General features: G+C 65.6%; 15 protein-coding genes and 1 riboswitch. Of the genes, 3 read left to right on the top strand and 12 right to left on the bottom strand.

Features of this window, described 5'->3' with window-relative positions; translation table 11 throughout:
- Positions 1 to 4 precede the first annotated feature (4 nt).
- From ACQP1T_RS11080 to ACQP1T_RS11055, 6 genes are all read right to left on the bottom strand, one after another.
- The gene (locus tag ACQP1T_RS11080; protein ID WP_433762139.1) at positions 5 to 586 is read right to left on the bottom strand and encodes a dihydrofolate reductase family protein; all 582 of its coding nucleotides are present in this window, start codon (positions 584 to 586) and stop codon (positions 5 to 7) included.
- A 64-nt stretch (positions 587 to 650) separates the two neighbouring features.
- Entirely contained in the window at positions 651 to 1,511 is an 861-nt protein-coding gene (gene mutM, locus ACQP1T_RS11075) for a bifunctional DNA-formamidopyrimidine glycosylase/DNA-(apurinic or apyrimidinic site) lyase (RefSeq protein ID WP_433759848.1), read from the bottom strand.
- 1 nt (position 1,512) lies between these two features.
- Positions 1,513 to 2,235, bottom strand: a complete 723-nt coding sequence (gene rnc, locus ACQP1T_RS11070; RefSeq protein ID WP_433759847.1) for a ribonuclease III — start codon at positions 2,233 to 2,235, stop codon at positions 1,513 to 1,515.
- Positions 2,236 to 2,257: 22 nt separating this feature from the next.
- Positions 2,258 to 2,440, bottom strand: a complete 183-nt coding sequence (gene rpmF / locus ACQP1T_RS11065) for a 50S ribosomal protein L32 (RefSeq protein WP_014987105.1) — start codon at positions 2,438 to 2,440, stop codon at positions 2,258 to 2,260.
- Between the two features lie 54 nt (positions 2,441 to 2,494).
- Positions 2,495 to 3,124 carry a YceD family protein gene (locus ACQP1T_RS11060; RefSeq protein WP_433759846.1) on the bottom strand — a complete coding sequence of 210 codons (630 nt, stop codon included), beginning with the start codon at positions 3,122 to 3,124 and terminating at the stop codon, positions 2,495 to 2,497.
- Between the two features lie 77 nt (positions 3,125 to 3,201).
- Positions 3,202 to 3,948 (bottom strand): DivIVA domain-containing protein, encoded by a 747-nt coding sequence (locus tag ACQP1T_RS11055; protein WP_433759845.1) that lies wholly within the window; start codon positions 3,946 to 3,948, stop codon positions 3,202 to 3,204.
- A 304-nt stretch (positions 3,949 to 4,252) separates the two neighbouring features.
- On the opposite strand from ACQP1T_RS11055, the gene ACQP1T_RS11050 reads away from it, so the two are divergent.
- Positions 4,253 to 4,765, top strand: a complete 513-nt coding sequence (locus ACQP1T_RS11050) for a GtrA family protein (protein ID WP_433759844.1) — start codon at positions 4,253 to 4,255, stop codon at positions 4,763 to 4,765.
- 64 nt (positions 4,766 to 4,829) lie between these two features.
- On the opposite strand, the gene coaD is transcribed toward ACQP1T_RS11050, so the two are convergent.
- Genes coaD through ACQP1T_RS11035 form a run of 3 tightly spaced genes read right to left on the bottom strand, consistent with a single transcriptional unit; the run spans position 4,830 to position 9,331 of the window.
- A complete protein-coding gene (coaD, locus tag ACQP1T_RS11045; protein ID WP_433759843.1) occupies positions 4,830 to 5,315 on the bottom strand; it encodes a pantetheine-phosphate adenylyltransferase in 486 nt (161 codons plus the stop codon).
- Positions 5,316 to 5,327: 12 nt separating this feature from the next.
- A complete protein-coding gene (gene rsmD / locus ACQP1T_RS11040) occupies positions 5,328 to 5,930 on the bottom strand; it encodes a 16S rRNA (guanine(966)-N(2))-methyltransferase RsmD (RefSeq protein ID WP_433759842.1) in 603 nt (200 codons plus the stop codon).
- Entirely contained in the window at positions 5,927 to 9,331 is a 3,405-nt protein-coding gene (locus ACQP1T_RS11035; protein ID WP_433759841.1) for a pyruvate carboxylase, read from the bottom strand. The genes rsmD and ACQP1T_RS11035 overlap by 4 nt, the downstream gene beginning before the upstream one ends.
- Before the next feature lie 257 nt (positions 9,332 to 9,588).
- Positions 9,589 to 9,828, top strand: a riboswitch (cobalamin riboswitch).
- Between the two features lie 141 nt (positions 9,829 to 9,969).
- Here ACQP1T_RS11035 and metE point away from each other — a divergent pair.
- Entirely contained in the window at positions 9,970 to 12,225 is a 2,256-nt protein-coding gene (metE, locus tag ACQP1T_RS11030) for a 5-methyltetrahydropteroyltriglutamate--homocysteine S-methyltransferase (RefSeq protein WP_433759840.1), read from the top strand.
- 446 nt (positions 12,226 to 12,671) lie between these two features.
- Here metE and ACQP1T_RS11025 read toward each other — a convergent pair whose 3' ends face one another.
- From ACQP1T_RS11025 to prpB, 3 genes are all read right to left on the bottom strand, one after another.
- Positions 12,672 to 13,058 (bottom strand): nuclear transport factor 2 family protein, encoded by a 387-nt coding sequence (locus ACQP1T_RS11025; protein ID WP_433759839.1) that lies wholly within the window; start codon positions 13,056 to 13,058, stop codon positions 12,672 to 12,674.
- Between the two features lie 95 nt (positions 13,059 to 13,153).
- Positions 13,154 to 14,272: a bifunctional 2-methylcitrate synthase/citrate synthase gene (locus ACQP1T_RS11020; protein WP_433759838.1), complete on the bottom strand. Its 1,119-nt coding sequence runs from the start codon at positions 14,270 to 14,272 to the stop codon at positions 13,154 to 13,156.
- A gap of 3 nt (positions 14,273 to 14,275) precedes the next feature.
- Positions 14,276 to 15,184, bottom strand: a complete 909-nt coding sequence (gene prpB, locus ACQP1T_RS11015; protein WP_433759837.1) for a methylisocitrate lyase — start codon at positions 15,182 to 15,184, stop codon at positions 14,276 to 14,278.
- A 23-nt stretch (positions 15,185 to 15,207) separates the two neighbouring features.
- Here prpB and ACQP1T_RS11010 point away from each other — a divergent pair, with 23 nt between their 5' ends.
- A complete protein-coding gene (locus ACQP1T_RS11010) occupies positions 15,208 to 15,384 on the top strand; it encodes a DUF1737 domain-containing protein (protein WP_433759836.1) in 177 nt (58 codons plus the stop codon).
- Positions 15,385 to 15,388: the final 4 nt, after the last annotated feature.

The raw sequence follows: 15,388 nt of genomic DNA, 5'->3' as shown, positions 1-15,388 counted from the left end.
GCGGTTATCGAATCCGGCTGTACTTCACGAAGGCGACACCGTCCTCGAACACCCGGCTGGTGATCACCCGGAAGCGGGCCGCCTCGGGCAGGCGCGGACCGGAACCGAACAGTGACCGGCCACGGCCGAGTACGACCGGGTACAGCTTCAGGAAGATCTGATCGATCTCCGGCAGCAGCACCTGCGCCAACTCCCCACCGCCGCACAGCCAGATTCCGAGTCCGTTGTCCCGCTTCAACTCTCGCACGGTGGCGAGCGGATCGGCCGAGATGAGCTCCACCGACGGATCCGGACTCTCGGGCAGCGTCGTCGATACGACGAATTGACGCAGATGCGAATACGGGCTGGAGGTTCCGGTCCGCACGCCGAAATCGTGGGTCTTGCGACCCATCAGCACGGTGTCGAAGTAACGGTTGCGCTGATCGATGCCGAGGGCCTCGCGCACCTTCGTCGGCAAGGTCTCGGGGTACTGCGCGGTGATCGCCGGGCCATGATCGCCACCGACCGGGAAGAAGTCGACCGACCCCTCCTCGGTGGCGATGAACCCGTCGATAGTCGAAGCGACGTAGTAGGTGAGCTTGCGCATAAGTCCTTCCTCCACGGCCGGTCTGCTTTCCCGAACCGCCTAAAAGAACGGTAGCTCGCCAACTCTAACGGCGACGGGGCTTCGGTTGGCAGCGCGGGCAGGAGTAGGAAGAACGATTCATGAACTTCTCCCGCACGATGGGCGCACCGCAGCGACGGCAGGGTTCGTCCTCGCGACCATAGACCGCGAGGGAACGTTCGAAGTAGCCGGATTCGCCGTTGACATCGACATACAGCGCATCGAACGAGGTGCCGCCCGCAGCCAGCGCCTCCTCCATCACCACACCGACGGCGGTCAGCAGGGTGCGCACGGCGGGCCTGGTCAGGCCGGATGCGAGCCGGTTGCCGTGGATCTCGGCCCGCCACAGGGCTTCGTCGGCATAGATATTGCCGACGCCGGAGATCACGGTCTGATCCAGCAGCACCCGCTTGATCTCGCTCTGTTTGGCGCGCACCGCGGCCACCACGACCTCCGGGTCGTAGCGCGGGTCCAGCGGATCCCTGGCGATATGCGCGACGGGCTCGGGCACCAAGGTGCCGTCGACCTCGACCAGCGGTGCCAGCGCCCAGCCGCCGAAGGTGCGTTGATCGACGAAGCGCAATTGCGCACCGTCGTCGAGGGTCGCGAGGATATGCGCGTGCTTCTCTACCGGAGCATCAACGGGCCGAATCAGCATCTGCCCGCTCATGCCGAGATGGACGACGAGCGCGATGTCCGGATCGTCGAAGGTGAGCCACAGGTACTTGCCGCGCCGATCGGCGGCGGCGACCCGCAGCCCCTTCAACCGGGCAGTCAGATCGTCCGCACCTTCGAGATGGCGGCGCACCGACCTGGGATGGGTCACCGTGACCGATTCGACGACCCGCCCGACAACATGTGCGGCGAGTCCGCGCCGGACGACCTCGACCTCGGGAAGTTCGGGCACGTCAGGTTTCGTCGGTCAGCGCCTGATAGGCGGCGCCCGCGGCCTTCTGCTCGGCTTCCTTCTTGGAGCGGCCGACGCCCTGACCGTACGGACGACCGCCGATCACGGTGGTCGCGGTGAATTCCTTGTCGTGGTCGGGGCCCGTCGAGGTGATCTCGTAGCTGGGCACGCCGAGGCCACGTTCGGCGGTGAGCTCCTGCAGGCTGGTCTTCCAGTCGAGTCCGGCACCCATTCGCGGGCCGCGCTCGAGCAGATCGGCGAACAGACGCAGCACCACCTCGCGCGCGATATCGATACCGTGCTCGAGATGGACCGCACCTAGCAGCGACTCCATGCCGTCGGCGAGAATGCTCGGCTTATCCCGGCCGCCGGTGAGCTCTTCGCCCTTACCGAGCAGCAGGTGCACGCCGAGCCCGCCCTCGCCGAGCCCGCGCGCCACCTCGGCGAGCGCGTGCATATTCACCACGCTCGCCCGCAGCTTGGCCAGTTCGCCCTCGGACTTGTCCGGGTGCTCGTGGTAAAGCCGCTCGGTGATGCTCAGGCCGAGGACCGAGTCGCCGAGGAATTCCAGACGCTCGTTGGTCGGCAGCCCGCCGTTCTCGTACGCGTACGACCGGTGCGTCAGCGCCAGTCGCAGCAGATCGGCCCGCACGTCGACGCCGAGCGCCGCGAGCAGGCTCGCATGTTCACCGGACGAGCCGGGTTCGTCCTTGCTGGCGGTCACGTCGATACGACAGGTCGAACGATCAGACAGCAGCGGTGACCTGGCGGCCCTTGTAGGTGCCGCAGGAGGGGCACGCGATATGCGGCAGCGTCTTCTCGCCGCAGGCGCGGTTCGGGCACGTGATCAGGGTCGGCGCGGTGGCCTTCCACTGGCTGCGCCGCGACCTGGTGTTGGAACGGGACATCCGGCGCTTGGGAACGGCCACGACTACTTCTCCTCTTGTCCTATTGCTTGCCGGTACGGCAGCACTGTCTCGGTCTTAATGGTCTGTGTTGGTTGCACCCGAATCGGGGCTGCCATTGCCGGGCGACTCGGCGGCGAACTTCGCCAACCCGGCCCAGCGAGGGTCAAGTATCTCATGCCCATGGCCGGAACCCGCAATCGCCATCCGGACACCGCATTCCGGGCACAGACCCGCGCAGTCCGGAGTGCACAGCGGTTGCAGCGGGAGCTCCAGGCCGATCTGGTCCGTGATCACCGGCTCCAAGTCGATCGTGTCATCCACGATGCGATAGATCTCATCGTCCTCGGTGGTCTGCTCGGTGGCGCTGTCCGGGTAGGCGAACAGTTCCATGAGCCGAATCTCCACCGTGTCGGTGAACGGCTCGAGGCAGCGCGAGCATTCCCCCGCCGTCGGTGCGGCGACCGTCCCGGTGACGAGCACACCTTCCGACACCGCCTGCAACTGCAGCTCGAGGTCCACCTCCGCGCCCACCGGAATAGCGATCAGATCCAGCCCTATCCGCTCATCGGTGGTGACCACGCGATGCAGCTCTTTCATCGTGCCCGGACGACGACCCAGGCTGATGACATCCAGCACGAAACCCGCGTCCGGTGTGCGGCGTGAGGCCGTACGAGGACGCGAAGCGGGACCGGAACCGGCGGACATCACGAACTCACTTCACATTCGAGGGCAAATGGGCAACCACTCCACAATACGCGAGGGCATGGCGGGGACCCAAACCGTCAGCGGCGATAGTCCGCCGCGTAATCCGGAGCACCCGCACCGGAGCGCAGTTGGTGACGTCCGCCGCGCACCGTCCGCAGGGTGGAGTTGAGAGTCTCCTCGAAGTCGGCGAGCCTGCTGTCGACGTAGTGGTCGCATTCGTCGCGCATCCGGTCGGCCTCTTCGTTCGCGCGGTCGATCAACCTGGCCGATTCGGCATGTGCGGCACGCACCACTTCGGTTTGTTCGACCAAGCGATCGCGCTCGACCTCGCCTTCGGCGACCGAACGGTCATAGGAGGCCTTGCCCGCTTCGATCATCCGCTCGGATTCGATACGGGCCCGGCCGGTGACGGCCTCGAATTCGGCATTGCCGTCGGCGACGATCCGGTCGGCCTCGGCCTGTGCGGTATTCACCAGATGGTCGGCATGCGCGCTGGCCTCGGCGACCATGCGGTCGGCGTGCGCCTTGGCGTCGGCGAGAATGCGGTCGGCTTCCTCGCGGGCCGATCCGATGGTCTGGTCCGCCTGGGCGTTGGCGGTGGTCACGGTCGTCTCGGCGGCGGCCCTGGCGTCGGAGACGATCTTGTCGCGATGATCGAGCACATCCTGGGCGTCGTCGAGTTCGCCGGGCAGTGCATCGCGCACGTCGTCGAGTAGTTCGAGCACATCACCGCGCGGCACGATGCAGCTGCGGGTCGGCGGGATGCCGCGCGCTTCTTCGACGATGGCGACGAGCTCGTCGAGAGCTTCGAATACGCGATACATGCTCCTACCCCACTCTCCTGCAGACCTACGGCGAAACTTTCCACCGAGGCCCAGTGTGCCCCTCGTCACGGCTCGTGCCGAGTCATCCACCGGTGTGTCGTGTAGGTGTCTCGTACGCCACAAAAACAAGTGGAGGATTCGCCTCCACTTGGTGTTACATTTATCCAGGAGGGTCGAAACAAGATCTTCTTAAGCGAATCGCAGGCCCTGACCGGGACTGTGGGGATAGAGGAGGCCGACCGGGCGGATTGCGATGACCATCGCGATTGTCCGTACCGAAGGCTCGTGTGGGATCGGAAAGACAATGACCGTACTGGAACTACCGCGGACGGCGGTTCTGCCGACAAGCAGCCTGTACACGCCGTGGGTGGGGCCGTACCCGGTGCTGTCGCCGACAGCGGCTCGATTCGGCCAGTTGATGCAGTATCTGCGCGGCGACCGGGCGCTGGCTCAGCTGATCCGCTTCGCCCTGGTCGGCGGTTCCAGCAATGTCGCCTACGTCCTGCTGTTCTTCGCGATGCACGGCGTCGGCCCCCTGGTCGCCAATATCGCGGGCTCGATCGTGAGCACCGTGATCGCCAATGAAATGCACCGTCAACTCACCTTCCACGCGGCGGGTCGGGTCGGCTGGTTCACCGCACAGTGGGAGGGCGGCGGCCTCGCGATGGTCGGACTCGGCATCACCACCGCCGCACTGGCCGCGCTCGAGGTGTGGGCCCCCGGCATGGGCGGTGCGTTCCAGGCCACGGCCGTGCTGGCCATCACCGCCGCGGTGGGCGGTATGCGCTTCCTCGCCCTGCGCGGGTTGGTCTTCTGATTTCAGCAGCCCATGCGAATCCGCCCCGGTTCTTCGGAACCGGGGCGGATTTCGTTGGGGGGGTTCAGCCTTTGCGTTCGGCGAGGCGATCGAGCAGGCGCTTGTGGACGGCGGGCGGGAGCATGTCGGTGACATCGCCGCCGTAGGCCGCGACTTCCTTGACCAGCGAGCTGGACAGGAAGCTGAACGCCGGGTTGGTGGCGATGAAGAAGGTATCGACGCCGCTGAGCTTCTTGTTCATCTGTGCCATCTGCAGTTCGTAACCGAAATCGGTGGCATCGCGCAGCCCCTTGACGATCGCGCCGATCCCCTCCTGCTTGGCGAAATCCACCAGCAGCCCCTGCCAGGACTCCACCCGTACATTCGGCAGGTCGGCGGTCGCCTCGCGCAGCATCTCCATGCGCTCCTCCACGCTGAACATGCCCTGCTTCTTGGGATTGATCATGACCGTCACCACGACCTCGTCGAACTGAGCCGCGGCCCGCGCGAAGACATCGATATGTCCATTGGTCACCGGGTCGAACGAGCCCGGGCACAACGCTCCTGCCATGGACAGACGGTATCAGGAGGCCGGATCGTCACTACGAATGCCAAGGCTGCGGAGGTACTCCGGGGCGAATTCGGCTAGTTCGATTCGGGTTTCGCCGTATTTGCGCGGCTTCGCTGGGATATAGCCTGTGGGCCAGGTGATCTCGGGTGAGCGGATGGAGCGCTCGACTACGACGAGGGCATCTGGTGCCAGCCAGCTGTGTTCGGCGAGGGCGCGTAGGTCGGCGGTGACTGTTGTGGTGTCGATGTCGTAGGGCGGGTCGGAGAAGACGACGTCGTATTCGCCTGCGCCGCCGCCCGCGAGGACATTGGCGACCGAGCCGATGCGGAGTTCGGCACCCGGCAGGCCGAGGTCGGCGATATTGCCGCGCACGATGGCGGCGGCCTTGCGGTCGGATTCGATGAGGAGGGCGTGGGTGGCGCCGCGGGAGAGTGCCTCCAGGCCAAGTGCGCCGGATCCGGCGTAGAGGTCGAGGACACGGACGCCCTCGAAATCAATGCGGGCGTCGAGGGCGCTGAAAAGGGCCTCACGCACCCGATCGGAGGTGGGGCGGGTACCCGCGGGCGGGACGCGTAGCCGCCGCCCGCCCGCGGTACCCGCGACGATCCGGGTCATTCGGCCGCGGACTCGCGCACCGTGAGTTCGACCAGCAGGTCACCGCCCTCGACCTGCTGCACCTTGCCGATCGCGACCCGGCCGACGATGCCAGCGCGCGGCGCGGTGATCGCGGCCTCCATCTTCATCGCCTCGATGGTGCCGACGATATCGCCCGCCGCGATCGAATCGCCTTCGGACACAGCCAGTGTCACCACACCGGCGAACGGGGCGGCGATATGGCCCGCGTTGTTCTTATCGGCCTTCTCGGCGACGGGGATATCGCTGGCGATGGAGCGGTCGCGCACGGCGACCGGGCGCAGTTGGCCATTCATGATGCACATGACCGTGCGCATACCGCGCTCATCGGGGTCGGAGATGGCCTCCAGTCCGATGAGCAGGGTGACGCCCTTCTCCAGTTGCACTCGGTGTTCGTCGCCGCGGCGCAGGCCGTAGAAGAACTGGTTGGCCGACAGGCCCATGGTGTCGCCGTACTTTTCCCGGTGTGCGAGGAATTCGGCGGTGGGACCGGGGAAGAGCAGGCGGTTGAGCGTGGCGCGGCGCAGTTCGGAGGAACCGGCGAGTCCGGCCTGGTCGGCCGGGGTCAGCGGTGTCTCCGGCTTGGCCGGGCCGCGTCCGGCCAGGGCACGGCTGCGGAACGGTTCGGGCCAGCCGCCCGCCGGATTGCCGAGTTCACCTCGGAGGAAACCGATTACCGAATCCGGAATGTCGTAGCGACCCGGATCGGCGGCGAAGCTTTCGATATCGACGCCGGTGCCGACCAGTGCGAGCGCGAGGTCGCCGACCACCTTCGAGGACGGGGTGACCTTGACCAGTCGACCCAGCAGCCGGTCCGCCGCAGCGTATTTCGCCTCGACCTCTTCGAAACGGTCACCGAGACCGAGTGCGATGGCCTGCTGACGCAGGTTCGACAGCTGTCCGCCCGGGATTTCGTGGGTGTACACCCGGCCGGTCGGCGCGGGCAGCCCGGATTCGAAGGGCGCGTACACCTTTCGCAGCGCCTCCCAGTACGGCTCCAGATCGCACACGTTCTGCAGGTTCAGACCGGTGTCGAATTCGCTGTGCGCGGCAGCCGCGACAATCGCGGAAAGCGCTGGCTGCGAGGTGGTTCCGGCCATGGCGGCACTCGCGCCGTCGACCGCGTCGGCACCGGCCTGCCAGGCGGCGAGGTAGGTGGCGAGCTGACCGCCCGGGGTGTCGTGGGTGTGCACATGCACCGGCAGGTCGAAGTTGCTGCGCAGCGCGGAGACCAGGGTCGCGGCGGCCGGAGCGCGCAGCAGGCCCGCCATATCCTTGATGGCCAGCACGTGCGCGCCCGCGTCGACGATCTGCTCGGCGAGCTTGAGGTAGTAGTCGAGGGTGTAGAGGTTTTCATCCGGGTTGGACAGGTCGCCGGTGTAGCTCATCGCGACTTCCGCGATGGCCGTACCGGTTTCGCGCACCGCATCGATGGCCGGGCGCATCTGGTCGACATTGTTGAGGGCGTCGAAGATGCGGAAGATATCGATTCCGGTGTCGGTCGCCTCCTGCACGAACGCGCGCGTCACCTGCTCCGGGTACGGCGTGTAGCCGACGGTGTTCCGTCCGCGCAGCAGCATCTGCAGGCAGATATTCGGCACCGCCTCGCGCAGTGCGGCCAACCGCTCCCACGGATCCTCGAACAGGAAGCGCAGCGCCACATCGTAAGTCGCGCCGCCCCATGCCTCGATGGACAGCAGTTCCGGTGTCAGACGCGCGACATGTCCGGCGACGCCGAGCAGACCATTGGTACGCACGCGGGTGGCCAGCAGCGACTGGTGCGCGTCACGGAAGGTGGTGTCGGTGACGCCGACGGCCTTCTGCTTACGCAGCGCCTGCGCGAAACCCTCCGGGCCCAGCCGCAGCAGTCGCTGACGGGAACCGTCCGGCGGCGGCACGCTCAGATCGATGGCGGGCAGTTTGTCGTGCGGGTACACCGTGGTCGGGCGCTCGCCGTGCGGTTTGTTCACGGTGATATCGGCGAGGTAGTTCAGGATCTTGGTACCGCGGTCGGCCGAACCGCGCAGGGTCAGCAGCTGCGGACGCTCATCGATGAACGAGGTGGTGACCCGGCCGGCCTTGAAGTCCGGATCGTCGAGCACCGCGAGCAGGAACCCGATATTGGTGGTGACGCCGCGGATGCGGAATTCCGCGAGTGCGCGGCTGGCGCGGGCCACCGCGGCGGGAAAGTCGCGGCCACGGCAGGTGAGCTTGACCAGCATCGAGTCGAAGTAGGCGCCGATCTCCGCGCCCAGGTTCGCGCCGCCGTCGAGGCGGATGCCCGCACCGCCGGGGGTGCGGTAGGCGGTGATGCGGCCGGTGTCGGGGCGGAAGCCGTTGGCCGGATCCTCGGTGGTGATCCGGCACTGCAGGGCAGCACCGCGAATGGTCACCTTGTCCTGGCTCAGGCCGAGCTGTTCGAGGGTCTCCCCCGCCGCGATACGCAGCTGGGACTGCACCAGATCGACATCGGTGATCTCCTCGGTCACCGTGTGCTCGACCTGGATGCGCGGGTTCATCTCGATGAAGACGTGGTTGCCGCGCTCGTCGAGCAGGAATTCGACGGTACCCGCGCAGCTGTAACCGATCTGGCGGGCGAAGGCCACGGCGTCATTGCAGATGCGTTCGCGCAGTGCGGGATCCAGATTCGGGGCGGGCGCGAGCTCGATCACCTTCTGGTGGCGGCGCTGCACCGAACAGTCACGCTCGAACAGGTGCATGACATTGCCGTGCTGGTCGGCCAGGATCTGCACCTCGATGTGGCGCGGGTTCACCACGGCCTGTTCCAGGAACACGGTCGGATCACCGAAGGCCGACTCCGCCTCACGCGACGCGGCCTCGATCGATTCGCGCAGCTGCGCCGGATCGGCGACCCGGCGCATACCGCGCCCACCACCGCCCGCGACGGCCTTCACGAAGATCGGATAGTCCAGGTCCTCGGATGCGGCCAGCAGTTCGTCCACATCGGCCGACGGCGCGCTGGACTTCAGCACCGGCAGACCCGCCGCCCGCGCCGCCTCGATCGCGCGGGCCTTGTTACCAGCGAGTTCGAGCACTTCGGCCGACGGACCGATGAAGGTGATGCCCGCACGCGCACACGCCGCCGCGAGGTCCGGGTTCTCCGACAGGAAGCCGTAACCAGGGTAAATGGCATCAGCACCCGCGGACTTGGCCGCGGCGATGATCGCCTCGATCGACAGGTACGCACGAACCGGGTGCCCCTGCTCGCCGATCTGATAGGACTCCGCGGCCTTCAACCGGTGCACCGAGTTGCGGTCCTCGTATGGGAAGACGGCGACCGTCCCGATGCCGAGTTCGTAGGCCGCGCGGAAGGCGCGGATGGCGATCTCACCACGGTTGGCAACCAAGACTTTCGAGAACATTGAACTAAGGTACCCGGCCCGGAATCGTGGCCTGACAGGGAAGTCACTTTTGCAGAAATCTTCACAACCGGTCCTAGCAGGCTTGCGAAGTTCTGTTCATACCGCTGACACATAACTGTGTGTTGGCTGACGCAGCGCCGGGTGTTGGCTGGCGCAACGTCGGGAAATCGAGTGGCGCTACCGACTATGCTGGTTGACGCAGCTGGTTCGCCGTGCGTAGACGAGATGGAGCCCCGACGTCGCGTACGGAGTCGAGTTCGCGGATCGGTTCGACCGGTGCGCGGATGAGAGGGAACCCGGTGAGAATCCGGGACTGTCCCGCAGCGGTATGCAGGGAACGACCGCCGTCATCAGCACTGGGTAGGCCGTAGCGATTGATCGCAGGTCGCTCGAAATGTCGACCCGGGAAGCGACGGCCAGTAGGTGAGCCCCATATGGGGTCGGCCAGAAGGCCCGTGCCCGCAAGTCCGAAGACCTGCCAGCCGTGTCGGATACGCCGTATCCGGCGGCCACCGCCTCGTGGATTGGGCGCGCGGACCTCTGGTGTGATTGTCGGGCTCCGTCGGTGCTCCGGCACGTCACTCGGTCTCCGCTAGCTCGTAGGGCGTTGGTCTTCGATCTCAGCACTGGAGAAATTCGTGACTGTTACGCATAACCCGTTCACCGCGACGGTTCTCGGTCTCCCGCGGGTGGGGCCGCACCGTGAGCTCAAGCGCGCCACCGAGTCCTACTGGGCCGGACGCATCGACGCGGAGCAACTGCACGCGATCGCCCGCGATTTGCGGCGCGACCAGCTGACCGAATTACACAGCGCCGGACTGGATTCCATCCCTGTCGGCACGTTCTCCTACTACGACCAGGTGCTCGATACCGCCGTGCTGCTCGGCGCGCTGCCGCCCCGGGTGGCCGGTATCGCCGATCCGCTGGATCGCTATTTCGCGGCGGCACGCGGCACCGATACGGTCGAACCGCTGGAGATGACCAAGTGGTTCGATACCAACTACCACTATCTGGTGCCGGAAATCGGTCCGGAGACGGTGTTCTCGCTGCATCCATCGAAGGTGTTGGATGAGCTGCGGGAGGCGCTGGCACTCGGGGTGCCCGCGCGACCGGTGGTGGTCGGCCCCATCACCTTCCTGAAGCTGGCGAAGACGACCGGCGGTGCGACGCTGGATCGCCTGGAGGAGTTGGTGCCGCTCTATCGGGAGCTGTTGCGGCTGCTCGCCGTGGCGGGCGCGGAGTGGATACAGCTCGACGAGCCCGTCCTGGTCACCGATCTGACCGCTGATGAGGTCGAACTCGTGCGGCGCACCTATGCCGAGCTGTCCTGCGCGACGGATCGTCCTGCGCTGCTCGTTGCCACCTACTTCGGCAGGCCGGGTGCTGCACTGAGCGCCTTGGTCGAGACCGAAATCGAAGGCATCGCACTGGATTTCACGGCTGTTGCCGATCTCTCCGGTGTGCCGGCGTTGACGAACAAGCTGCTGGTTGCGGGTGTGGTGGACGGTCGAAATGTTTGGCGGACCGACCTGGATAAGGCTTTGGCGACGCTCGGCACGGTGCTGGAGTGCGCGAAATCCGTTGCGGTGTCGAGTTCCTGCTCACTGCTGCATGTGCCTTACACCTTGGCGAGCGAAACCGGCCTCGACGCGCAGTTGCGTTCGTGGCTGGCATTCGGCGCGGAGAAGGTCGCCGAGGTCCGGCTGCTCGCGACCGGACTGAGTGCGGGACCCGAGGCGATCGACGACGAATTGGCTACGGTCCGTGCGGCTCTCGCCACCAGGCGCACCGATCCTCGGCTGGACAATCCGCAGGTTCGGGCCCGGCTGGCCGCGCTTGGTGCGGATGCAACTCGACGCGCTCCCGCCGAAGAGCGACGTGCATTGCAAGCCGAGCGACTGCGGCTGCCATCACTACCGACGACGACGATCGGTTCGTACCCGCAGACCTCCGCAATCCGCCTGGCGCGTGCGGCATTGCGCAAGGGTGAGATCGATCAGACCGAGTACGTGCGACGGATGCGGTCCGAAATCGCGGATGTCATTGCGCTACAAGAGGAACTGGGACTGGACGTGCTGGTGCACGGCGAGCCGGAGCGCAATGACATGGTGCAGTACTTCGCCGAGCAACTCGACGGATTCGCCGCCACCGAGGCGGGCTGGGTGCAGTCCTACGGCACCCGTTGCGTGCGGCCGCCGATTCTGTTCGGCGATGTGGCGCGGCCCGCACCGATGACCGTGGATTGGATCGGCTACGCGCAATCGTTGACCGATAAGCCCGTCAAGGGCATGCTGACCGGCCCGGTGACGATTCTGGCCTGGTCGTTCGTACGCGATGACCAGCCGTTGGCGGATTCGGCACGTCAAGTGGCGCTGGCGATCCGGGACGAGACCGTCGATCTCCAGGCCGCGGGCATTCGGATCATCCAGGTCGACGAGCCCGCGCTGCGGGAACTGCTGCCGCTGCGTGCGGCCGATCATGGCGAGTACCTGGAGTGGTCGGTCGGTGCGTTCCGGTTGGCGACCTCCGGGGTCTCGGATGCCACCCAAATCCATACCCATCTCTGCTATTCGGAATTCGGTGAGGTCATCGATGCGATCGCCGGATTGGATGCCGATGTGACGTCGATCGAGGCGGCACGCTCGCATATGGAGGTGCTCGACGATTTGAATGCCGCGGGCTTCGATCTCGGCGTCGGACCGGGCGTCTACGACATCCACTCACCCCGGGTGCCGAGTGTGGAGGAGATCACGGCATCCTTGCGCGCCGCACTGAAAGCCGTTCCCGCCGAACGGCTTTGGGTCAATCCGGATTGCGGATTGAAGACACGGGGTCCAATCGAGGTGGAGGCATCATTGCGCAATCTCGTCGCAGCCGCGGCCGCGGTGCGCTAGCCGGATAGTGCGCTCGCCCTCTCGAAACGGGAGGGCGAGCCCGCTCGTTGGGTTCTGCCCGCCCTGCTGTTGGCCCACCAGTGTCCCGCCGAGATCGACTGCGGCCTCGTCGTCCTACGCGAACACCCCGACCTCGCGATCTACCACATCCGCACACGACCGTGCAGCCCCGATAGCGCGGTGCGGACACCGCGCTATCGGGCTACCTGTCAATGAGATTCGGCCCCGGGGAACGGCCGGACCCGACGACGCGGAGTGTACCTCTCACAATTCTCACCGTTGCGAACCATCGGCCGCGACCGTGCACTCAATCCCCGCCGCCAGGCCGTATGACATCCCGAGCAACGATCCATGCGTAACCCCTCCTCATACGTCGCCATCAGATATCACCCCCGATGCCCTATTCGACGCAGGGGCGACCGATTCGGTTCCGCCGTTTCCTCCCTTTATTCGGCCGCGGGCTCGGTTCCGAAGGCGCGATTGATGGCGGCCATATCGAAGTAGTCGCGCCAGGCCGTGATGGCGCCGTCGGCGACCTCGAAGACACCGACTACCGGCAGCGGTGTGTCCTTGCCGAGGCCGCGCAGGATATCGGTGCGTTCGTTCATGACGATATTCCCGGCCGCGACCTGGTGGTGGACGTCGAATTCAATGGATTCGAAGGTGCTGAGGAAACCGGCGATGAATTCGCGGATGGCGGCGCGGCCGTGGATGGGTTCCATCGGAATATTGTGGTAGACGGCGTCTTCGGCGAAGAAGGCGCTGATCCGATCCGGGTCGGGATCGGCCCAGCTGCGGCACATGGCGGTAACGATTTCGTCGGGGCTCGGCATTCGGTTCGCTCGCTTCCTTGTGCCGATGCGATCGGGGCACATCGGTCGATTCGATCGCACCGATTACACCAAACAATCGCTTGGTTGCGCCAGGATCAGCCCGAGACCAGCAGTTCGCGCTGCGGCACCCCGACGTACTCGGACAGCGGACGGATCAGGGCATTGGCCGCGGCCTGCTCGATGATGTGAGCGGTCCAGCCGGTGATGCGGCTCAGTACGAAGATCGGCGTGAACATCTCGATGTCGAAGCCCATCAGGTAGTAGGTGGGTCCAGCGGGGAAGTCGAGGTTGGGTTCTATCCCGGTGGCCTCGGCCATCGCCTGCTCCAATGCGGTGTACATGCGCAACCAGCGCTCACCGGCGGTCACCTCCGCGACTTGGTCAAGGGCCGCCCGCATAATCGGCACCCGCGAGTCGCCGCTCTTGTACACGCGATGCCCGAAACCCATCACCTTCTGTTTGCCGGATAGCTTGGCGCGCAACCACTCCGCGGCCAGTTCGGGCTCACCGATCTCCAGCATGGTGCGCATGACGGCCTCATTGGCGCCGCCGTGCAGCGGACCCTTGAGTGCGCCGATCGCGGCGGTGATCGCGCTGTACATATCCGATCGTGTCGAGGTGACCACCCGCGCGGCAAAGGTGGATGCGTTGAAACCGTGCTCCGCGTACAGGACCAACGAGATTTCGAAGGCACGCACGATACGTGGATCCGGCACCTTGCCGAAACACATGTTGAGAAAGTTCTCGGCGAAGCCCAGATGTGAGTGTGGCGCAATAGGTTCCAGTCCACGGCGGCGGCGCATGTCAGCGGCTATCACCGTGGGCAGCACCGCCGTCAGCCGCAGCGCCTTCGCCAACAATGCCCGATCACCCTGTGCGGCATCGAGTTCCGCATCCTCCGCACCGAGATAGCTGACCACGGTCCGGACCACATCCATCGGATGACAGGTTTGCGGCATCTTCTCGATGAGCGACAGTATCGACCGATCGATGCGCCGCTGTGCGCGTTCACGTTGACACAGCAGTTGGAGTTGCGCGACGTCGGGAAGTTCGCCGTACCACAGCAGATAGGCGACCTCCTCGAAGCCGCAGTGCCGCGCCAGATCCTGCACGGCATAGCCGCGATAGGTCAGCGAATTCGTCTCGGGCACAACCTTGGAGATGCTGGTGGTATCGACCACCACACCGGCCAAACCCTTCTTGATCTCAGTCATCGTTTACTCGCTCACGGTGAAATCGAAGATTCCGGAATCGAAGTCGTTGTACTGCTGATAGTCGAGCAATTCGTAGAGCCGCACCCGGTGCTGCATCTGCCCGATGAGCGCGGATTGCGTTCCGGTGGCGGCGATTTCACGCAGGCCGCGCTCGACCGCGAACATCGCCAAGCGCAGCGTTGTCACCGGGTAGATGACGGCGTTGTAGCCGAGATCCGCCAGCGTCGAAGCCGACAACAACTCCGACTTGCCGAACTCGGTCATGTTCGCGAGCAGCGGAATATCGACTGCCGCACGGAACTTCGCGAATTCGAAGGTATCGGCCAGTGCCTCGGTGAAGATGAGGTCGGCCCCCGCGTCGGCGTAGGCCTTGGCTCGATCGATCGCCGCATCCAGACCCTCCGTCCCGCGCGCATCGGTTCGCGCACAGACGACGAAGTTCGGGTCCCGTCGGGCCGAGACCGCGGCACGCACACGCCGCACCATCTCGTCGACCGGGACCACGGTCTTGCCGTCGAGATGACCACAGCGCTTGGGATTCACCTGATCCTCGATATGGCAGCCCGCCAGCCCGGCATCCTCCAGGAGGCTCACCGTGCGCGCCGCATTCATCGGCTCGCCGAAGCCGGTATCGGCATCGATCAGCACCGGTAGATCGGTCACCCGCGCGATCTGTTGTCCGCGCGCGGTCACCTCGGTGAGCGTGGTCAGGCCGATATCCGGTAGGGCGAGTTCGGCCGATACCACCGCGCCGGAGACATAGACGCCCTCGAAGCCGAGTTCCTGAATCAGCGTGGCCACCAATGGATTGAATGCTCCCGGCCAGCGCTGGATTTGTCCGGAGACCAACCCGGCCCGCAGTGCCACACGCTTATCGGCCGCGCTCGTGGCGGCGGTCAGCAATCCGGTCATCGCGACCGTCCTAGGCTGGGTACATGACCGAAGATCTTCCCCTGCGCTATCGGCTGATCACCGGCGTCGACGACGCCACCTTCTGCGAGCGGATCAGCGGCCTGCTCGATCAGGGCTATCGGCTGCACGGATCGCCCGCCGTCACCTTCAACGGCACCGATGTGATCGCCGCGCAGGCGCTGATCTGGCACGGAGAATAGGGCC

The organism is Nocardia sp. CA-135398 (genome assembly GCF_050955845.1).
In the GTDB taxonomy this organism is placed as follows: Bacteria; Actinomycetota; Actinomycetes; order Mycobacteriales; family Mycobacteriaceae; genus Nocardia.
The sequence above is the reverse complement of the archived record's forward strand: the minus strand, read 5'-3'. Positions and strand labels throughout refer to the sequence as shown.